This window comes from Pseudomethylobacillus aquaticus, assembly GCF_003730115.1.
Taxonomy (GTDB): Bacteria; Pseudomonadota; Gammaproteobacteria; order Burkholderiales; family Methylophilaceae; genus Pseudomethylobacillus; species Pseudomethylobacillus aquaticus.
Genome location: NZ_RJVP01000006.1, coordinates 68,293 through 88,519 on the forward strand (window position 1 = coordinate 68,293; position 20,227 = coordinate 88,519).

17 protein-coding genes are annotated in these 20,227 nt (G+C 56.9%); 15 read left to right on the forward strand and 2 right to left on the reverse strand.

The genetic code is table 11. The features are described from left to right. The first annotated feature begins 41 nt into the window (after positions 1 to 41). The 7 genes from ED236_RS10645 to ED236_RS10675 all read left to right on the forward strand — a co-directional run bounded on the left by ED236_RS10645 (position 42) and on the right by ED236_RS10675 (position 6,198). The gene (locus ED236_RS10645) at positions 42 to 1,484 is read left to right on the forward strand and encodes a HAMP domain-containing sensor histidine kinase (protein WP_123237960.1); all 1,443 of its coding nucleotides are present in this window, start codon (positions 42 to 44) and stop codon (positions 1,482 to 1,484) included. Beyond that, positions 1,481 to 1,951 carry a hypothetical protein gene (locus tag ED236_RS10650; protein WP_148042287.1) on the forward strand — a complete coding sequence of 157 codons (471 nt, stop codon included), beginning with the start codon at positions 1,481 to 1,483 and terminating at the stop codon, positions 1,949 to 1,951. The genes ED236_RS10645 and ED236_RS10650 overlap by 4 nt, the downstream gene beginning before the upstream one ends. Positions 1,952 to 1,964: 13 nt before the next feature. Then, positions 1,965 to 3,338, forward strand: a complete 1,374-nt coding sequence (locus ED236_RS10655; protein ID WP_123237962.1) for a sigma 54-interacting transcriptional regulator — start codon at positions 1,965 to 1,967, stop codon at positions 3,336 to 3,338. Between the two features lie 223 nt (positions 3,339 to 3,561). Continuing rightward, a complete protein-coding gene (locus ED236_RS10660; RefSeq protein WP_123237963.1) occupies positions 3,562 to 4,107 on the forward strand; it encodes a BON domain-containing protein in 546 nt (181 codons plus the stop codon). A gap of 5 nt (positions 4,108 to 4,112) precedes the next feature. Then, a complete protein-coding gene (locus ED236_RS10665) occupies positions 4,113 to 4,508 on the forward strand; it encodes a hypothetical protein (protein WP_148042288.1) in 396 nt (131 codons plus the stop codon). A gap of 26 nt (positions 4,509 to 4,534) precedes the next feature. After that, positions 4,535 to 5,095: a glycine zipper 2TM domain-containing protein gene (locus ED236_RS10670; RefSeq protein ID WP_162299613.1), complete on the forward strand. Its 561-nt coding sequence runs from the start codon at positions 4,535 to 4,537 to the stop codon at positions 5,093 to 5,095. A gap of 143 nt (positions 5,096 to 5,238) precedes the next feature. Next, positions 5,239 to 6,198 carry a calcium-binding protein gene (locus tag ED236_RS10675; RefSeq protein ID WP_123237966.1) on the forward strand — a complete coding sequence of 320 codons (960 nt, stop codon included), beginning with the start codon at positions 5,239 to 5,241 and terminating at the stop codon, positions 6,196 to 6,198. Positions 6,199 to 6,300: 102 nt separating this feature from the next. Here the strand turns inward: ED236_RS10675 and ED236_RS10680 are convergent, their stop codons facing one another. Then, a complete protein-coding gene (locus ED236_RS10680; RefSeq protein ID WP_123237967.1) occupies positions 6,301 to 8,505 on the reverse strand; it encodes a TonB-dependent receptor family protein in 2,205 nt (734 codons plus the stop codon). A 541-nt stretch (positions 8,506 to 9,046) separates the two neighbouring features. Next, positions 9,047 to 9,583 (reverse strand): PepSY domain-containing protein, encoded by a 537-nt coding sequence (locus ED236_RS10685; RefSeq protein ID WP_240032130.1) that lies wholly within the window; start codon positions 9,581 to 9,583, stop codon positions 9,047 to 9,049. Between the two features lie 614 nt (positions 9,584 to 10,197). On the opposite strand from ED236_RS10685, the gene ED236_RS10690 reads away from it, so the two are divergent. The 8 genes from ED236_RS10690 (at position 10,198) to ED236_RS10725 (ending at position 20,219) form a co-directional block, all read left to right on the forward strand. Continuing rightward, complete coding sequence (locus ED236_RS10690) at positions 10,198 to 10,536, forward strand: Flp family type IVb pilin (RefSeq protein ID WP_123237968.1); 339 nt, start codon at positions 10,198 to 10,200, stop codon at positions 10,534 to 10,536. A gap of 100 nt (positions 10,537 to 10,636) precedes the next feature. Further along, entirely contained in the window at positions 10,637 to 11,230 is a 594-nt protein-coding gene (locus ED236_RS10695) for an A24 family peptidase (RefSeq protein WP_162299614.1), read from the forward strand. 10 nt (positions 11,231 to 11,240) lie between these two features. Further along, on the forward strand, positions 11,241 to 15,713 hold the full coding sequence (locus tag ED236_RS10700; RefSeq protein ID WP_148042290.1) for a tetratricopeptide repeat protein: 4,473 nt from the start codon (positions 11,241 to 11,243) through the stop codon (positions 15,711 to 15,713). Between the two features lie 10 nt (positions 15,714 to 15,723). Then, positions 15,724 to 17,289: a hypothetical protein gene (locus ED236_RS10705; protein WP_148042291.1), complete on the forward strand. Its 1,566-nt coding sequence runs from the start codon at positions 15,724 to 15,726 to the stop codon at positions 17,287 to 17,289. After that, the gene (locus ED236_RS10710; protein ID WP_123237972.1) at positions 17,273 to 18,253 is read left to right on the forward strand and encodes a glycosyltransferase family 2 protein; all 981 of its coding nucleotides are present in this window, start codon (positions 17,273 to 17,275) and stop codon (positions 18,251 to 18,253) included. Before ED236_RS10705 ends, ED236_RS10710 begins: the two co-directional genes overlap by 17 nt. After that, positions 18,237 to 18,905, forward strand: coding sequence for a GNAT family N-acetyltransferase (locus tag ED236_RS10715; RefSeq protein ID WP_123237973.1), 669 nt, complete (start codon positions 18,237 to 18,239; stop codon positions 18,903 to 18,905). The genes ED236_RS10710 and ED236_RS10715 overlap by 17 nt, the downstream gene beginning before the upstream one ends. Position 18,906: 1 nt before the next feature. Then, positions 18,907 to 19,275, forward strand: a complete 369-nt coding sequence (locus tag ED236_RS10720; RefSeq protein WP_123237974.1) for a DMT family transporter — start codon at positions 18,907 to 18,909, stop codon at positions 19,273 to 19,275. Between the two features lie 74 nt (positions 19,276 to 19,349). Further along, positions 19,350 to 20,219, forward strand: a complete 870-nt coding sequence (locus ED236_RS10725; protein ID WP_205125678.1) for a class I SAM-dependent methyltransferase — start codon at positions 19,350 to 19,352, stop codon at positions 20,217 to 20,219. Positions 20,220 to 20,227: the final 8 nt, after the last annotated feature.

Sequence of the window (20,227 nt, forward strand, 5' to 3'; positions counted from 1 at the left end):
GATTATACTTGTGAATACCCACCTCATCAGGGTGCTCTAGTTTGAAGATACATTACCCACGCTCATTTCTACGCCTGCTGTTGCTGGGCTTTGCACTGGCCATGCTGCCCTTGCTGCTGGCATTCGCCAACGCCAGCCTGTACCTGGATCGCCTTGCCGAGCAAAGCCGCAACACCGTGGCACAGGCGGTGCAAGCCACACGCGCCAGCCGCCTGCTGGTGGAGCAACTCAACCAGATGGAACGCAGCGCACGGCAATATTTCGTGCTGCATGACCGTAGCCTGCTCGATCATTATCAGGAATCCCGCGATAAATTCCTCGCGGCCGGGCAGGAGCTGGAAGCGCTACCGCTGGATCAACAGCAACGCACCACACTCGCGGCGCTGCGCAAGCTGGAAAGCACGATGCAGCAGCGCATCCGTGTGCCTCACCAGGAGGGGGAGCCGGACCCGGCCATCATCGCCGACTTTGTCAGCATGGCCGATCATGCACAACGCATACTGCAGGGTAACAGCCTGCTCACCGACCGCGCGGCAGCCAGGCTGGCAGAAACGGCGGCCGAGACCCAGCGCATGATGTTATGGCAGAGCCTGACCTTGTTGCCGGTCGCCATCCTGGTGGCATTGACCATCACCTTTCTGGTCGCCCAGCCGATACGCCGCATGGACGCGGCAATACGCCGCCTGGGCGAGGGGCAATACCATCAGCCCATCAGTATCGACGGGCCGGGCGATCTGCGCACTCTGGGTGAGCGTCTGGACTGGTTACGCGAACAACTGCAGTCGCTGGAAGCGCAGAAGCAGCGTTTTCTGCGTCATGTCTCGCACGAGCTGAAGACGCCGCTCACCGCGATCCGTGAAGGTAGCGAGCTGCTCAGTGAAGAAGTCGCGGGCAGCCTGACCCCGCAACAACGCGAGATCGCCGAGATACTGCGTGACAACAGCCTGCGCCTGCAGCGCATGATAGAGAGCCTGCTGCGCTTCACCGCCGTGCAGTTCCACAAACCGCAGATGCAGTTCAGCCCGGTGAATCTGGCGCAACTGGTCGCAGACATCCTGCCGGACTACGCCCTCACCCTGCAGCACAAACACATCACGGTACAGCACCCTGCTGCCAGCGCAGCGCATGTGCTGGAAGGCGACGCCGAACAATTACGCAGCGCACTCGACAACCTGCTGTCGAATGCGATCAAATTCACCCCAGCAGAGGGCACCGTCGAAGTACGCATACAGCAGCAAGATGAGCAGATGTGCATTGATGTGATCGATAGCGGCCCCGGCGTCACGGAAGCGGACCGGCCACACCTGTTCGATCCCTTTTATCGTGGCAAAGGCCCGGAACAAACCATCATCAGCGGCACAGGTCTCGGGCTTTCCATCGCCAAGGAATACGTCACTGCGCATGGTGGTAGCATCGGTTTGCTGGATAGCGCACACGGCGCCCATTTCCAAATCACACTCCCTTTGAAAGCGAGCCTGTCTTGATTCGATTCGCCTGCATCTGCCTGTTGTCCATGCTGGTCAGCGCCTGCGCCTCCATGCCGAATGGCGGCCATCGTGCTGATGGCATCACCGAAGCCTTATTCCGTGACAATGTGGACCGCTACTGGCTGGCTTATGCAGACAACGTGGGCCGTCAAGGCGCCGAAGCACAAAAGCGTGAGCTGGCTGAACTGCAAACCCACAAGGGTGACATCCGCAGCAGCATCAAGATCGCCCTGATCTACGGCATGCCCAACAGTGCGCTGCGCGACCCGGCCAAAGCCGCGCCCATGATCAACGAACTGCTGGGGCGCAATCTGCATATCGCACCTCGCACCTTGCTCAGCCTGCTGCGCGACCATCTGGCCGAGCGCGAGCGTCTGCTCACGCGTGCGGATGGCCTGCAACAAAAACTCAATGAACTGCGCGAGATCGACAACACCATGATCAAACGCGACCGCAGCAAGTAACGGGTAAACCAACATGACCAGCGGCAATCTGACTGCAAAACGCATCCTGGCGATAGATGACGACCCGGACATCCTCAAATTGCTGGCGATCCGCCTGCGCGCCGCAGGCTATATCGTGGATACCGCAGACAGTGGCGAAGCCGCGCTGACGCAACTGGCCATCACGCGCCCTGCGCTGGTCATCAGTGACTTGCGCATGCCGGGCATGGACGGCATGGCCTTGTTCGACGCCATCCATCAGGACGACCCTGCGCTGCCGGTGATCATACTCACTGCGCATGGCTCCATCCCGGAAGCGGTCGATGCCACCCAGCGCGGCGTGTTCGGCTTTCTGACCAAACCGTTCGAGAGCAAAGTGCTGCTGGAGCAGGTCGAACTGGCGCTGCGCACCTCCTCAACACCCAACAGCACCATGACGGGCGATACCGCCTGGCGCAGTGCCATCATCACCCGCAGCCCGATGATGGAGAACCTGCTGGCGCAAGCGCAGCTGGTGGCCATGTCGGATGCCAGCGTGCTGATCCAGGGCGAGAGCGGCACCGGCAAAGAACTGTTGGCCCGCGCCATCCACCAGGCCAGTACACGTCACCTGCAACCGTTTGTGGCCATCAATTGCGGCGCCATTCCAGAGGCCTTGCTTGAATCCGAACTGTTCGGTCACAGCAAAGGCGCGTTCACCGGCGCGCTGCGTGACCACGACGGCCTGTTCCTGAATGCCGATGGCGGCACGCTGTTCCTGGACGAGATCGGCGACATGCCTCTGCCCCTGCAGGTGAAACTGCTGCGCGCCCTGCAGGACCGCATGATACGGCCGGTAGGCGCCCGCGACAGCATCCCCATCAACGTACGCGTCATCTCGGCCACGCACCGCAACCTCACTGCCGAGATGAAACAGGGCAATTTCCGCGAGGATCTCTACTATCGCCTCAACGTGGTGGGCCTGGGCCTGCCAGCGCTGGCGGAGCGCCGCGAAGACATCCCGCTGCTGGCCAGCACCTTCCTGCAGGGCCTGAGCGAAAAATACGGCAAGAAGGTGCAGGCATTCGCGCCGGAAGCCATGGAACTGCTGCTGGCTGCGCCCTGGCCCGGCAATGTGCGCCAGCTACAGAACATCGTGGAACAGACCGTGGTACTGTCCACCACCGCCGTCTTGCCCGCCACGCTGGTCCAGAAGGCCTTGCGCGAGGACATAGGCGCCATCATGCCGTTTGAAACGGCGCGCAAACATTTCGAACGTGATTACCTGGTCAAGCTGCTGAAAGCCACAGCTGGCAATGTCAGTCAGGCCGCGCGCCTGGCACAGCGTAACCGCACCGAGTTCTACAAACTGCTGCAGCGCCATGCGCTGAACCCGGCTTTATTCAAGCAGGACGAGCTGCCTGAGTGAAGCCTGGCCTGCCTTCCAGCCCAGTGTCGCCGCACAGCGACAATATTTAATCATTAAAATCAGTAGCTTAAATATCACCTCCCAAATACTGTCGTCAATCAGCGACAGTATTGTCAGTACCAAAAACTCAATTATTATTCTAAATTATTGATTTAATTAAATAAATTTAAGTTGGCACAGCGCTTGCAATACTCCTAGTGCAATACTCACCAAGGAGAAACACATGCAAACGTTCAATGCTACGCAACTGAATACCAGCAAAAAGCCTTTCAACTACCGCATGGTTGGCGCTGCCGCCTTGCTGGCCTTTTCGTTCAGCAGCCTGCAGGCTCACGCCGTAGGTACCGAAGACGATATGAACCAGGCCCCACTGATCAGCGAGTTCAACAAGCTGGATAGTGATCAAAACGAAAAGCTCTCCCGTCAAGAGTCTGCCAAGGACAAGGATCTGCTTGGTCAATTCGACCAGGCTGATAGCAACAAGGATGGCGTGCTGATCGCCGAGGAATACACCACCTACAAGAGTGCCGTACAGCAAAAACGCGTCGAACTCTATCTGGATGACAGCACGGTGACCGCCAAGGTCAAGACCGAACTGCTGCGCGCCAATGGCATGCAAGGTCTGAACATCAGCGTGGAGACCTTCAAGGGTCAGGTGATCCTGAGTGGTTTCGTCAAGAGCGGTGACCAGGCCAAACGTGCTGGTGAGATCGCCGCCAGTGTCGCCGGTGTGACCTCGGTCAAGAACGCACTGGTCGTGAAGGGTTAATCATCATGCTGCCTCTCAAATCGATCTGCAGCATGGCACTGGCTGCATTGTGGATGGGAATGAGTGTGCAGGCCGCCGCCCACGATCGCTACTACGGTGGTGATGCAGTGGTCGGTGGCGCCATCGGCGGTGGTGCTGGTGCTGCCATCGGCTCTGCCGTAGGTGGTCGTGATGGCGCCATCATCGGTGGTGCCATCGGTGCTGCCACTGGCGTGGCCATCACCGGCCCTAGCCGCATCCATTACGGGCCTGGCTATGGTCCTGTGTACCGCAGCAGCCATTATTACTACTACGAAGCGCCACGCTATCGTCATCCGGGCTATCGTCATCCGGGCTGGCGCGGTCATGGCAAGCCACATAAGCACCATCACCATGACCACCATCATCGTCATTACCGCTAGAAAGACCAGGAGTCTTCATCATGAGCATGAACAGCTTACGTAAAACCCACCCCATGGTGCTGGTAGCCGCCGTTGCGCTCACCATCTTCAGTCTGCTGGGTAGCGCAGCGATCTCTGGCCTGATCCCGTTCGCGCATTCAGACAGCGCGGAACAGGCACTAAATGAGAACGCTGACCAGAATATGGAAAATACCCACGATACGCGCAACAGCGCTGCCGTGCCTGTCGCCGAAAGTCAGCCCGCCGCTGATGTCTGCCCTAGCTGCGGCACCATCACCGCGATCCGCACCGTGCAGCAAGAAGGTGATGGCAGTGGCCTGGGTGCCATCGCAGGCGGCGTTGCCGGTGGTGTCATCGGCAACCAGATCGGCGGCGGTAGCGGCAAAAAGATCATGACCGTGCTGGGTCTGGGTGGTGGCGCGTATGCAGGCCACACCATTGAAAAGAAAATGAATTCCACCACGGTCTATCAGATCGACCTGCGCATGCAGGACGGCAGCCAACGCACCGTCACCCAGTATTCTGCAGCTGGGTTATCCGTCGGCGATGCCGTCAAGCTGCAGAGCGGAAAGATCACCAGTGCATAAGCGGCCCTGTTAAAGGGGCTTATAGCCAAACCAGTTTCGAGGCATCTCCTGAGTTCCTCCCCCCTGGCGGGCCTTATTCCAACCCCGGAAGGCCCGCCTTTTTTTTATAACCAAGTGTTTGTTCATTTCACAGAGGAGTCATCATGTCACAGATGAAAAAAGGTAAACCTGTAGAGACCATTAGCGGTACTGACGCAGATGATCAATTGAACGGCGGCAACAGTGGCGAGATCCTATTTGGTGGCCTTGGCAATGATGCCATCAACGGCAATAACGGCAATGACACCCTGGATGGCGGTGACGGTAACGATGTGGTCAATGGCGGCAACGGCAAAGACGTACTTCTCGGCGGATTGGGCGACGATCTGCTGGCAGGCGACAACGGTAAGGACGAGCTTGACGGTGGCGACGGTAACGATGAGTTGCAAGGCGGCAATGGCAAGGACCTTCTGCTGGGTGGTCTAGGTGATGACCTACTAGATGGTGGCCTAGGCGGAGATGACATGCGGGGTGGCGATGGAAATGACGTGTATATCGTCAGTAACAAGCCGGACCGTGTCAGCGAGGCAGGCAACAGCGGAATCGACACAGTGCTCACTAGCATCAAAAAATACACCCTGGATAACAATGTCGAGAACCTGGAATACACTGGCAGCAATAAATTCTCCGGTACTGGCAATCAGCTGGACAATCAGATCATTGGTGGTGTTGCAGATGATGAACTCTCCGGCGGCAATGGCAACGATGTCCTGATTGGCGGTGCAGGCTCCGATGAGCTGGACGGAGGCAACGGTGCCGATATTTTTGTTCTTAACAGCCTGTCTGGTGTGGACGAGTTCGAGGATTTCACTGCTGGCGAGGACATGATCAGTATCGACACCCTGGTGTTCACCGGCCTGACCAGTAACGAAGCCGGCACGCTGGATGAAAGTGCATTCGGATTTGGCTCCAGTGCGACTACTTCAGAACAGCGTATCTTGTTCGACCAGGCCTCAGGCAGCGTTCTATATGATGCCGATGGGGCTGGGGGCACAGATGCGGTCGCTATTGCCATCGTCGGTGTAGATGCTTCACTGACAGCTGCTGATTTTGCTGTTGTTTAATCCTCTATAGCCAAACTGGATTAGCAAAAAGCCTGCACATCGGCGCAGGCTTTTTGTTTAAAAAAACGGACATATTGCAATATGTCTGGATGCAATTAAAGACTAGAAATCGAAGCGTACCCCGCCAAATACCTGACGTGCGCGACCAACCGCCATGCCATCTACGCGGCTGGCCAGATATTCCTTGTCGGCCAGGTTGTAGCCACTCAGGAAATAGCTGACCTTGGACCCCACAGGCCGGAAATTCACCGATGCATTCAGCAGCGTGTAAGAAGGGATAGTGCCTTCCTGCCCATCCAGGCTCTCGGTACGGGTGTTATCCGCATCGACGAACTGCTTGCTGACGTAATCCACGCCTATGCGCGCGTCCAGGCCTACAGGATGCTGATAGCCAACGTTGATGGAGGCAATGTCACGCGGCGCGTAAGGCAGGCGGTTACCTGCGGTGGTGTCTGCCGTGTCTTTCTTGAACTTGGCCTCGAACAGATTGGTGTACGAGCCTTGCACATAGACGTTGTGCGGGGTGTTGTAGATCTTGCCGAAATCGACACGCCCGGCGAACTCGATACCAGACTGCACCGACTTGCCGCCATTGATGAAGCGGCCGCCACCATCACCCACCACGATCTGGTCAAAATCAGTGTAGAACAGGGTGCTTTCCACGCTCACACCGGTGAAGTAGCGTGAACGCATGCCCAATTCCCAGTTGGTGCTTTCTTCAGGTTTGGTATTGGATAACACCACCGAATTGGGACCGCTTGCTTCCAGATCACGATCCGGACGTGGCGGTGCAAAGCCCTTGTGTACCCCACTGAAGATGGTGGTATTGGCAATGCCATTCCACGCCACGCCAAAACCGGGCAGCACTTTGGTCTGGTTGTTAGTGGAGTTGGAACCGGGGTTGTTCTGCACTTCACCATCGGCGCGCGCCACATCGGTCTTGAAGCGCACATCCTCGACGCGTATCCCTGGCGTCAGCGACCAGTTACCCAGATAGAAGGTGTTTTGAGCATAGTAGGACTTGGCGACCACATCAATTGCAATGTCTTCACGTGCAAGCGAGTTGGCCTGGGCGAAGGACAGGTCCTGGAATGCGGCGGTCCCGCCACGGAACTGACGACGACGGCTTTGCTCTTCGTGGTAACGGAAGCCGATCACCGCATCACTCTCGATACCAAATGTGCTGTGCTTGATATCAAGACGGGGCTCGAAACCGAAGTAATCATAGCTGCGCGGGCGATGACGGCCGCCGCACAGTTCGGCATTGGCTTCGGTCGCCGGTACCACCCCGTTGCCGCCGGGGCAACGCTCCAGCGCTGAACGTCCACCCAGCGTGCCTGGGTCGTTGATCTGGCGGAATGAAGTACGGAAAGAATCCACATAGTAAGCCTGCGTACTCAGCTTGATATTGTCGTTCATCTGAAAGATATGCTGCAGTTGCAGCGATTTACGGTCGTATTCAAACTTGTCGTTATTGCCGGAAGGTGCCTGGAATTTGTCTTCCGCATATTCCACCGAGCCCAGACCGGTTTCAGAGATGTGTGAATCTTCTTCGTAGTAGCCCACCTTGGCGATCAGGGTCTGCCGTTCGGTCAGATTGAACTGACCTTTGACCGTCAGCTCACGAATATCAAAGTCGTGGTTCTTGCGGATACCATCGCCCTTTTTTTGCAAAGCATCCACCATGACGCCGCCCCACTCGCCACCAAAACCGGCATTGGCATGGAAGCCCTGGAAATCATTATTGCCCACGGTGGCAGTGACGTTGCCGGCAAAGCCATCACGCGGCACCGGTTTGGTCACAAAATTGATCATGCCACCCACGGTTTGCGGGCCATACAGTACTTGCCCGGAACCCTTGACCACTTCGATACGCTGGATGCGGTCGATAGGCGTGGTGTAATGCGCAGAGGGGTCAGCATAGGGTGCCAGGAACAGCGGCATGCCATCTTCGAGCAGCAAGGTGCGTGATGTGCGGCGTGGGTCCAGGCCACGCAAGCCGATATTCACGCCCAGACCAAAGCTGTTCTCACCCACGATATGGATGCCGGGGGTGCTATTCAATGCCTCCTGAATGGAAAACGGACGACGTTCTTCCAGGGCTTTTTCGTCGATGACATTGAATGAACCAGGCACGGCTTCCAGATTGTCAGGAAGTATCCCGGTCACGGTGACCGGTGCGATCTTCTGCTTGTCCGTGGCGGCTTTCTTTTTGGACTCCTCTTCCCCGAATGCCAGCGTAGGCATCGCCATGGCAGGCATGAATGAAGCAGCAAGCGCTGCGCGGATGAATGAATTTCTTGACACGATGGCGACTCCTCAAGCTCTATGGATAGGTGCCTTGGTGTCTGCAGTAACTGCAAACACCAACACACCCGTCAGGGGCGCAGCTTGGCGAGCATACGCTCCATTACCACCAGTCAATTCGCTGGCGATCAACCTGGGGAGAGTTATACGAATGGAACCACTACCCACCAATCTGCGAATGGGTAGCTTGCAAGTTATATTCCACAAATATTATTTTCATGAATTATCTTGATACAACGCTTTATAGAGCGTTAATTATTTGAACAACACTCACATCAAGCAATACAAGTGGTGGCTACTAACAACCGATATGGTTACTGACAACCATGTTCGCTACCAAAAAATCAAGATTCAAGACTGACGACGCGCTGACTAGCCATAGACAAGCTTTTTTGCACGGCAACAATGCACATTCAAGCCAAACCAACAGCAATTAATCTCAGGTCTAGTGAAGCCAAAATAAAAAAGGACCTGTCACCAGGTCCTTTTATGCTTTAGCTTGCCAACGACAAGATGTCGCCAGCAGCGATCAAACTGCAGATTACTTCTCTTCGCCGATCTGATAAACCTCAAGTTCAGGTTCTTCTTCCAGCTTGCCGGTTTCAGCATCGATCTCGACTTCCATCTCGCTGCCATCAGCCAGCTTGATGTCGAACTCGTAGGAAGCGCCGCCGTCAGCCTCGATGGCATATTCGGTCTCGATGATCTCGCCAGCATGCACAGCCAGTGCGGCTGCCTTGGCATCATCCAGGGAAACCTTGGCCTTTTCGACGAAACGTGGGTCATCGATGGCCACTTCTTCTTCCAGCTCAACCACCTTGCCAGAAGCTGCATCGCATTCCACTTCCCATTCCTTGCCATCCGCAGCTGCGATATCGAACTCGTAGATCGGCTTGCCGTTCTCGATCTCCGCTTCCACAGTCAGCACATTGCCTGGACGCTCGGCCAACGCAGCCTGCATGCAAGTTTCGAACTTACCAGCGTGCTTGTCGGTAGCCGTGTCAGAAGTGCCGTTACTGCACGCAGAAAGCGCCAGCGCAGAGGTCACGCTCAGCGCGAGGATCAGTTTGTTATTCATGGTGTTCCTTTCAATCGGGATAAAGAGGCGGTACTAGGCATACCTGTTGCTATTATAAACGACAGCCTCAATTATCAAGCACTAAGTTACTAATTTTATTGATGAATTGGCTGTATACAGCCAATTGGTGATGGCATTTTCGATACAATCATAGGCAGTTAACAATTCTTTAACACTCTCATGACAAAACACCCTACTTTTGTGTAGCCATTTACATTTTATTTACACGATTCGACATTTCATTAACACCCGTGTGCGTGTATACAACCACCAACCCGTTGCTCTACAACCACCGCCAATACTCCTCAACTTCGTCAGGCTTATCCACGATTCATCAACCATAAAATAATTTATCCATTGTTTTCATTACGTTATAAATCATAACGGCAGAAAACTAAGTCACTGGCATAGCGCTTGCAATAGTTGGTCTGCACACATGGGGTGAGTACCGGAGCCTAGGCCGGTCGTGTGTCGGGAGCGCTTGATCCCCCCCGCAACACAAGCAGCCACAAGCTGCTGTTTCAGGCGTTTTTAATGCACGGCCGATCCGGATACTTACCCCGCCAGATCAGTCGTTTCAACTGGGGTTATAAAAATTAATTTAGGAGTTTGAAATGATTGCAAACGTAAAGAGCTTCATCCAGGACGAAGAAGGCCAATCCATGGTTGAATACGGTGTCACCCTGGGTGCCATCGCTGCAGTTTCCTACATCGCTGTAGTTTCTTTGGGTGATCGTACTGCTGACCTGTACGCCTGGATGGCCAACCACTTGCCAGGTGGCGAAGCTGATGAAGTTGGTACCGACAACCTGGTTCGTTTCGTTGAAGATGGCCTGGTTTCCCTGAGCGACACCGCTACCGGCCTGGTATTCGACAATGACGAAATGCTGCAACAAGACATGGGTGACACCCTGGCTGGTTCCGACGCTATCCTGAATCAAGTTGAGCCATAATCAACCGGGTAGCTTAAAGGTAAGCTAACGCTAGCCTTTGCTGATGCGATGCCACCTACATGGTGGCATCGCTTTTATAACGAGAATCAAGACCACTATCTTGGCACTTTCTTCCGAGCATTTCATCGTTGCGCTGTTGGTTGGCGCGATCGTTTTATCCCTGTTTGCTGCCTGGCACGACATACGCACGCGCCGCATTCCAAACCGACTGCTCAAATGGGGCATCCTGTATTTTCTGGCGATCTTCATCGCCATGGCGTTTTTGTTACCCATCGCTAGCGTCTTTAAAGGTTTCCTGTTTGCATTGCTGGGCATGGTGCTGGGCGGTGCATTTCTGTATTTACCTTACCAGTACCGGCAAGTCGGGGCTGGCGATGTCAAACTGATGATGGTCTACGGCCTGTTACTAGGCCCTAAAGGCGTGATTCTCGCTTTGCTCAACGGTGCCATCGTAGGCGGCATCTGGGCACTTGCGCTGGCATGGCGCATAGGTGGACTCAAGCACATGTTCTACAACATGAAATTCATGGCACGCACGGTCTGGCTGTCAGGTGGGAAGGACATGGGCTGGGATCTACGCTCGGAAGGTGCCATCGCCATGCCGTATGGCGTCGCGCTGGCAGCGGGCGCGATCATGGTCTGTGTGTGGCAGCTGAACTTGCACCTAGGCCGCTTGTTCGGCGTTGATGCCTGAAAGTGCTGACATGGGTCAGGTCGATCAACTACTACGCGAATCACTGGATAGTGCATGGCTACAGTTCGATCAAGGCAACACCGACGCTGCGATGCCCCATGCAAAACAAGCCTCCACCATCGCACCTGACTCTGCCGAAGTGGCCCACTTGCTCGGCCTGCTTGCCTACCGGGATGGCCGTTACGACCTTGCCCTTCCCCTGTTACAAAAAGCGCTGGACATCGAGGTCACCGAAAAGCGTCTGCGTGATATCGCCCAAGCCCTGCTGGCTGCCGGTCACCCATCTGCGGCACTGACCCCATTGCAGGACGCTATCCAGCGTTACGGAATCTCGAGTGCGAATCAGGGCCTGCTTGCTGCCATCCATATCGCGCTAGGCCAGTTCCAAGCCGGAGAGCAGGCAGCCAACGCCGCTATTGCACTGAGCCGCAACCCGGCAGCCTGGTTAGGCAGCCTGGCTTTTTGTGAATTGATACAACAAAAGTGGCGCATCGGGTTTGAACACCAGACCGGCCGCTCCGAAAACCATCTCTCAGGCAGCCGCAGCCCGGCTTTGCGTCCCGGCGTGTCAGGGGAGCTATGGCTTAAAAATGAGCAAGGTCCGGGCGACACCCTGTTCTACTTGCGCCATGCAAGCGCCCTGTCCCTGCAAGGCTGGAAACTGCATATCCAGTGTGACAAAAAAACCAAACCATTGCTGCGTCAGCTTGCCGAGTTTGCCAGTGTCAAAGACGAACTCGCCATCCCTCACAACGGTTTCTGGTTAAAGATGGGGGACTTGCCACTCGCCGCCATCCAGCTTGGTGCGGACGAAGTACAGGCCCCGCTCATGCTCAAAGCGGACCCCAAGCGAATCGCCAGGATACGAGCGCAACTCGCAGCGCTGGGGCCTGCCCCTTATGTTGCGGTCACCTGGCGAGCAGGCCCGCGTGGCAGCAAGATACGCGCTGGTCAGCGCATGTTCGACAAGCATATAGCCCCTCAAACACTAGGGGCACAACTCGCCAGTGTCAAAGCCACCTTCATCAGCGTGCAGCGCGTTCCTGATGCCAGCGAGTTCGAGGGCCTGCGCACCGCGCTAGGTGGCCAACTTGCCGATCTTTCCAGCTTCAATGACAAGCTGGAAGACATGCTGGCCCTGCTTAGCCTGGTGGACGAGTATGTTGCCGTGCCCAACACCAATGTGCACCTGCGCGCTGGACTGGGCTTGTCTGCGCAGATACTGATCAATTACCCGGTGCAGGATTGGCGCTGGCTGGCACAAGGCGACAGCAGCCCCTGGTACCCCAATATGCGCATCCATCGTCAGAGCGCAGACTTGAGTTGGGCTGCTGCACTTTCCAGCTTGAGTAACGCCTTACCGCGACCAGGACAGCCTCGCGCCGTACAGCCCAGGCCTGAAGTCACAGAAACTGCCGCTGTGTTAGCCGAAAGCAGCCATGCACAAAGTGACTTCAGTTCTGATCGCAGCGCAAGCGATCTCAAGGCAAGCGATCTCAATGCAAGCGATCTCAAGGCAAGCGATCTCAATGCAAGCGAACTCAGGGCAGCTGAACTCACAGCAAGTGAAATCAGAGCAGGCTGGCAAGCCATAGCCCAGCACAAGATCAGCGAAGCCATCCAGACGGCGCAGCGCATCCTGCAACAGCAGCCCGACCACCCTGCAGCCTTGCACTTGCTGGGCTGGGCTGCCATGCGCGACATGAAACCGGACATCGCCAGCAAGGTGCTGGCGCGCGCCGCCAGTCTGGCACCTCAAGACGGCCGCATCGTCGCCGACCTGTTGCGGGCATTGATCGCCACTGAACAGTTCGAGCAGGCCGAGCAGATGGCCGCGCAAGCACTCGCTCAGCCAGCACTGCAGCACGCGGCAAACGTCTATCGCAGCCGTGCCGGCCTGTTCCAGCAACTGAACCGCCTGCCAGAAGCCATTCATGATTTCGAGCACAGCCTGCGCTTGGCCCCCGGGCAACTCAGCACGCAGGAATATTGCGGCATGGCCAGGCTCAAGCTCGGTGATGCGCGCCTGGGCTTCCGTGACCTGAGTGCCAGAAAGTCTCCGCAACGCCAGGATATGCTCAATGACTGGTGCTCGCCGCGCCTGCAGGCTGGCCAAACGGCGCGCCTGCTGATCAAACGCGATATGGGGCTGGGGGATGAACTGACCTATTTACGCTACCTGCCCTGGCTGACTGCAGCGGGCTACAAGGTGGATTACTGGTCAGGCAAGAAGCTGGCACCCATGCTCAAGCGCCATGCTTATCTGCATGAGGTGTTCGCGGATGACGAGTCCTGCCCGCCGCGCGAAGATTACGATTTGAGCTTTATCGTCAACGACCTGCCGCTTGCCGTCGAGCAACTGGAGGCACCTGCCATCGCACCGCCTCTGCCTTTGCAAGCCCAAGCAGCGCTGCTGGAAAAATGGCAGCACTGGTTGCAGCAGCAAGGTCCTGGCCCTTATATCGGCGTCACCTGGCGTGCCGGCCTGAATGCCAGCGATGTCAGCCTGCTGCATGGCAAGCTGTCCAAACATATCCCGGTCGAGGCGCTCGCCGCTGCACTGCAGCCTGTGCAGGCCACCTGGGTCGCGCTGCAGCGCAATTGCACCATCACTGAACTACGTCAGTTCGAGCAGCATCTGGGCGCCAGGCTGTGCGATGCCGCAGCACTCACGGACGACCTGGAAGAACTGCTGGCCCTGCTCACGCTGCTGGATGAGCATGTTGGCGTTTCCAGCACCAATATGCATCTGCGTGCCGGCACGGGCAGGCCTTCACGCGTACTGGTTCAGTTCCCGGGCGACTGGCGCTGGGGCCATGAAGGCGCCAGTTCACCCTGGTTCCCCAACGATAAAGTCTACCGGGAAGCCGGCAAACACCAGGTGGCCGCCAACACATGCACTTGGAGCAGCGCACTCGCGGCCTTGCAAAGCGAGTTGCAGCAAGCCTGGCCAGCAGGTGCTGCGCACCGGGCTAGCAGCTTCGCCAGCAACTTGGCTAGCCGTTTGCCAGGCAGCACCGCACAGGCAGGCAGCATTAAAAACAAACGTATCATCTGGATCACTGCTGGTGCCATCACGCAGCTAGAGGGTGTGATGCGATCTGCACTCAGCAGCACCCAGCAACGCGTGATCGCGCCATTGACGGCACTTCAGCAGCGTGGCTGGTCCAGCGAGGTCGTCAACGAGGAATTATCCCAGGCCATGGGCGGCTGGGGTTCGTCCACGCCCATGGCAGGCGATGTCGTCGTGGTCTCCAAGGTGTTTGGTGAACACGCGCTCAAGCTGGCACAAGACGCCAAGCAGCGCGGCGCATGGCTGGTGACGGATTTCTGTAACGACTTTCTTCAGCATCCGCAGCGCGGCCCCTTGCAAAAGCAGCTGGCCATACTGGCCGATCTGGTCACCGTAGCAAGCCCGGCACTTCAAGCCAGCTTTAGCGCAGTAACGAGCAGCCCGGTGTGCATCACCGCTGACCTGCCAGCTGAACCCGGCAAACTGGTGTCAAACCAGTTGCTTGAGCAGTGGGAGCAGGCGCTATTGCAGGTGCAACAAGCGCCCACCACCCAACGGCCCCATTCCAGCCAGACCGGCGCTAGTAGCAGCGCCAGTACCAGCAGCGCCGCGATCACAGCACCTGCGCTGAAGCTCCAGTTCAAGCACGCTGACCAGCCGCGTGTACTGGTGGGCATCCTGTATTCAGGGGAGCATGAGTATGCCGCTTGCCTGGCCATGCTGGCCGCGCAAACGTTTGAAAATCATCAGCATTTCGTCATCGAGCACCTGCCGAACAAGCTGGCGCACGACACGCTGTATGCCAGCTTCATGCAGCATGCAGCCGAATGTGATTATTTCCTAAAGCTGGATGCCGACATGCTGTTCGACACCCAGCACAGCTTTGCCGAGATGCTGGAATTCTGCCAGAAGCACACGCTGGCCCACCTGTTTGCCTGGGTCTACGACTGCCCCAGTCAGATCAACATCCCCGGCATCCAGATGTTCGCTTCCTCGACACGCTGGCTGGGTAGCGACGAGCAGCTGAATGTGGATTATCCGCCCAAGCTAGCAGGCAAATCTGCCGTGGTCACCGACCAGCACTGGATAGACCACATGCCAGACCCGGATGACTATCAGTATTTCCGCTATGGCGTGCACAAGGCACTTAAATCGCTGCAACCAGACCGTGATAACAAGAACATCAAGAAGGGCATCCTGCATCTTTCCATTCTGCAAGGCATCGCCCGCCATGCACGTGCAAGTGACAAGCAAGCCCTGTGGCTGGCCTTGATCGGTGCCAGTTTTGTTTATCGCAAGCATCTCATTGTGGACAGCTACCACTCGGATCAAACCAGGGCGCTGTTCGCCGAGATCATGGAAAGTGCTGCCACGTTTGAGGCTTGCAAAGCGAAAGCAGCCAAGTTCTGGCATAACGACATAGAAACCTCGTATTGGTGGCTGGAGAACTTCAGCCAGTTCCGTTACTGACGCACACGCCATGTTGCGGCCTCCATGTCAAAGCAAGATCGGCCTGTTTGAGGCGACAGGCTGGAAACTATTGCTGTTACTGACACTGCTGACGACAGCCCTGCTTGCCTGGTGGCCTATGGATTACTACCAGGACGAGTTCGTCTACCGCATCTTGAACGCACGTTTCATTCAGGACGGCCCGCTGCACATGGGCCTGTTCTCATTATGCGAAGCTTGGCATACCCACATTCCGCCCCTGTTTCATCTACCAGCCTGGCTAAGCTCATGGTGGTATCTGCAGGCTGACCCGATGACCGCTCGCGCAGCGGTGTTTGCCCTTGTATTGCTGTTTTTCGTATCGGTCTCCGGGCTGTGCATACGGCCAGCCAGCTTTCTACTGCTAGGCAGCCTGGTCGGCCTGGCTGGATCGTCCATGCTGCTGACCCGTCCTGAATATCTGCATTTGCTGAACATCGCCATCTGCCTGATCGCCCTGCGCGTCAGTGTTGCAGAACAAGGCTCCTGTATATGGCTAGTCCGCTCATGCCTTGCTGCGCTGATCCTGTTGTCGTTCCTGTTATCCCTGTACTCACATTTGCAGGGCGTGCTGTTCCTGCCACTGAATCTGTATGCACTGTATCGGCTGTTGCGCCCGCACCGTCTCTGGCTAATCACAGCAGGCCTGAGCTTGCTGGCAATCAGCGCTACTGGCGTTCAATACAAACAGGCCGAGCTGGCTTGTGATAACAACGCAGCGCTTGCGCAGGAGCTAGCCAGCTACCAGCATCCATTGACAGCGCTACCAGCAGTTATCTTCAGCACCCGGCTGCTGGATAAAACCAGCCATTATCTTGGTCAGTTCGTTTACAAGAAACAGCATGCCGTCGATTACCTGCCGCCCATCACCGTCAGCAAGCCGGTATTGATATTGAACGCAGCCATCCTGCTCACCGTGCTCATGACCTTGCTGATGGGGGTGATGGTCAGCGTATTCAGTGTGCGCCAACTGGTGAGCAAGACTGCCAGCCCCTCATTCAAGCGCTGCAACGCTGTCGTGGTACTGCTACTGATAACGCCAGCGCTGGGCTTGTGGCTCATCAACACCGGCCAGCATTTCTACCGTTGTTTTTTCATCCATCTGCTGATCACCGCGGGGCTCACCTGGTATTTCACACGTCGCCAGCAAACGGCATCCACGCCCGCCTATCTGATGCTGGCGCTGACATTACCGGTCTATCTGGCTTCCACCTTGTTCAATTACAGCAACATAGTGCCCGCCTTTAAGAGCACGGACACAAGCTACGGTGCCAAGCTGGCGTTACTACAAAAACCGCAGCTACCCACCATCAACAAGCGCTGCGGCCTGGACCTGACGCAGGGCCGCTTGCTGGTCGATGCCATTGCTTATGAGCGTCTCAAGCATGTGCCACATCTATATCCGCTGGAGTACCTGGGCTTTCAAAGCAGAAAATCCGGTCTGCCGATTAGCAGCGTGCTGGCGGATATGAACATGCAAGGCTGGGTGGCCTCATGCGCCAGCACGGCTGAAACCGGCCAATTGTGTTGCAGGAGCTTTGATGCCAAACCCGAGTGAACACCTTCCCAAGACCGGAAACGGCAGCCCATTGATCTCGGTGGTGATCCCGGTCTACCGCGCTGAGTCCTGTCTGGATGAACTGTATCGCCGCTTGCGTGCAGCCCTGGAGACCATTTCCACGGATTTCGAGCTGATCCTGGTGGAGGATTGCGGTGGCGACCGTTCCTGGCAGGGCATACAGCGCCTGGCGGCGGCCGATGCACGGGTACGCGGCCTGCAGTTCAGTCGCAATTTTGGGCAGCATTATGGCATCACGGCAGGTCTGGACTATTGTCGTGGCGACTGGGTGGTGGTGATGGATTGTGACTTGCAGGACAGGCCGGAAGAGATCCCGCGTCTGTATGCCAAAGCGCAGCAAGGCTATGACATCGTGCTGGCCAAGCGCGGCCTGCGCCAGGACCCGTTCCTGAAACGCAGCACGTCGATGCTGTTCTACCGCGTGTTCAGCTACCTCGCCGACATGGACTATGACGGTAGCCATGGCAATTTCCGCATCATGTCACGCAAAGTGGTCCGCAACTTCCGGCGCATGCGCGAGCAGCTGCGCTTTTTCGGCGGCCTGGTGCAATGGATGGGCTTCCCTACTGCCAGCATAGAAGTGGAGCACAGCGAGCGTTTCGAGGGTAAGTCCAGCTACACCTTCCTGAAATTATGGAAACTGGCCTCCGAAACCATCATCGCCTTTTCCGACAAACCGCTGCGTCTTGCCATCCGCTTCGGCTTTCTGATGTCCGCCTTTGCTTTCATCTACGGCATGACCATCTTCGCGCATGCCTACTGGCATGGCACAACCGTAGAAGGCTGGAGCAGTCTGATCGTGTCCATCTACTTTCTGGGTGGCATCATCATCGGCATCCTCGGCATGCTGGGCATCTATCTGGGCAAAGCCTTTGACCAGATGAAAGACCGTCCGCTCTACATCATCCACCAGGCCACCTTCAGCGATGACCAGCAGGATTAAGCCCACTCCCTGGGATACGCTGGCATTCGGCATGCCATGCGGCGAGCTGCTCGAATACAGCGAGGCAGCGCTGGCTGAAGCCGTGACCACGCCCGGCCTGTACTCCATCAAGGTGGATCCGCTGTGTGACAAGCACTGGTTGTATGACTATGGCTTTTATTACTGCGACACGCTGCTCACACCACGTTGCAAGCCGCAACAGCTGCGCAGCGCACAGCATGCGGACGCACACATCGCGCTCGCGCCACCGCTGGATGAGGTGCTGGACATCTGCCATGGCGCGTTCACGCACGGCAGGTTCCATCGCGACTTCCATATCGATCGCGCTGCGGCTGACCTGCGCTACGACAACTGGTTAAAGCAGCTGCACACAGCAGGAAACGTCTACGGCCTTTACTGGCAACAGCAGCTGGCGGGCTTCATTGCCGTTCAAGACACACAACTGGTACTGCATGCGCTGGCTGAGCAGCAGCGTGGGCGTGGGCGTGCCAAATACTGGTGGAGCCTGTGCTGTGAGCAGCTGTTTGCCGACGGGGCACATGAGATCAGCAGCTCGGTCTCGGCCAGCAATCTTGCTGTGGTCAACCTGTACCGCTCGCTGGGTTTCCAGTTCGATGACGCCGTTGATATCTACCACCGCTTGAGCACATAAGATGCGATTACTGCTCTACATCCTGCCGGTTGCCCTGTTGGTGGCCTATAGCCAGCTGATGGTGAAATGGCGCTCAAGCCAGATCGTGATGCCATCGACCGGCCAGGATTGGCCAGAACGGCTGCTGGGTTATTTTTCCGACCCGTTCATCGTCTCCGCTTATGCAGCGGCACTGTTCAGTGCCCTGCTCTGGCTGGTGGTCGTGACACGCATCCCGCTGTCAGTCGGTTTCCCTGTCTATATAGGCAGCGCTTTTCTGCTGGTCATGGCCGGCAGCGTGCTTATCCTGGGTGAACAGTTGAACCTGGCCAAACTGCTGGCAGCTGGCTTGATCCTGGTGGGCATCGTCATCATGAGTCAGCAGCAATGAGCGCACCGGCGATAGAAGCTAGGGCGCGGCAGCTTGCCAAAAACAGTGCAGACAACCGTGCCGGGAGCAAGGCTGTGAACGACATAGCCCACTGGCTGGCAGCGCTGCGGCTACATATCCTGTCTAGCGAGCCTGCCCTGCTGGCGATGTTTGATCTGTATGCGGCGGAAGCGCGTTTCGGACGCCACTTCATTGAGGAGGATCTGCGTGCGCTGCGTGTCGGCAGCGCCATACTTGAAGTGGGTGCAGGCGCCCTGCTGCTCAGCACTCAGCTGGTAAGGGAGGGTTATGCCGTCACGGCACTGGAACCCACGGGCCATGGCTTCGGCCATTTTGCACGGCTGCGTGGCAGGGTGCTGGAATACAGCAAGGCACAGGCTTGCTGCCCGGTGTTGCTGGAGATAGAAGCAGAACAGTTGGATAGTCGCCTAGGCTTCGATCTCTGTTTCTCCATCAATGTGATGGAGCATGTCAGTGCGGTGGAGCGTGTGATCGAGCGCGTGACAGGCAGCTTGAAGCCTGGAGCCAGCTACCACTTCACCTGCCCTAACTATCTGTTCCCCTATGAGCCCCATTTCAACATCCCCACCCTGTTCTGCAAGGCTTGGACCGAACGGCTGTTCTCGCGGCGTATCAGCACCCATCCAGCGCTGGACGACCCGGCCGGTCTGTGGCGCTCGCTGAACTGGATCACGGTCACGCAAGTCAGGCGCACCGTGCGACGCGACCCAGCGCTGCGGGTGCGTTTCCAGCGTTCGCTGCTCGTACGCATGCTGGCACGCGCTGCCAGTGACGCGCAATTCTCTGCACGACGTTCCACCTGGCTGGTCGCCCTGCTGCGTGGGCTACACTTTTTGCAGCTGCATAGGCTGGCTGCGTTCATCCCGGCTACTTTGCAACCGGTGATGGATTGCCGGATCACCCGTATCACTCCACCAAACTAGCGTACAAC

Coding starts and splice junctions, on each gene's coding strand:
- ED236_RS10690 (WP_123237968.1), top strand. CDS start 10,198: ATGATTGCAAACGTAAAGAGCTTCATCCAGGACGAAGAAGGCCAATCC.
- ED236_RS10660 (WP_123237963.1), top strand. CDS start 3,562: ATGCAAACGTTCAATGCTACGCAACTGAATACCAGCAAAAAGCCTTTC.
- ED236_RS10685 (WP_240032130.1), bottom strand. CDS start 9,583: ATGAATAACAAACTGATCCTCGCGCTGAGCGTGACCTCTGCGCTGGCG.
- ED236_RS10700 (WP_148042290.1), top strand. CDS start 11,241: ATGGGTCAGGTCGATCAACTACTACGCGAATCACTGGATAGTGCATGG.
- ED236_RS10705 (WP_148042291.1), top strand. CDS start 15,724: ATGTTGCGGCCTCCATGTCAAAGCAAGATCGGCCTGTTTGAGGCGACA.
- ED236_RS10675 (WP_123237966.1), top strand. CDS start 5,239: ATGTCACAGATGAAAAAAGGTAAACCTGTAGAGACCATTAGCGGTACT.
- ED236_RS10665 (WP_148042288.1), top strand. CDS start 4,113: ATGCTGCCTCTCAAATCGATCTGCAGCATGGCACTGGCTGCATTGTGG.
- ED236_RS10670 (WP_162299613.1), top strand. CDS start 4,535: ATGAACAGCTTACGTAAAACCCACCCCATGGTGCTGGTAGCCGCCGTT.
- ED236_RS10710 (WP_123237972.1), top strand. CDS start 17,273: ATGCCAAACCCGAGTGAACACCTTCCCAAGACCGGAAACGGCAGCCCA.
- ED236_RS10715 (WP_123237973.1), top strand. CDS start 18,237: ATGACCAGCAGGATTAAGCCCACTCCCTGGGATACGCTGGCATTCGGC.
- ED236_RS10655 (WP_123237962.1), top strand. CDS start 1,965: ATGACCAGCGGCAATCTGACTGCAAAACGCATCCTGGCGATAGATGAC.
- ED236_RS10720 (WP_123237974.1), top strand. CDS start 18,907: ATGCGATTACTGCTCTACATCCTGCCGGTTGCCCTGTTGGTGGCCTAT.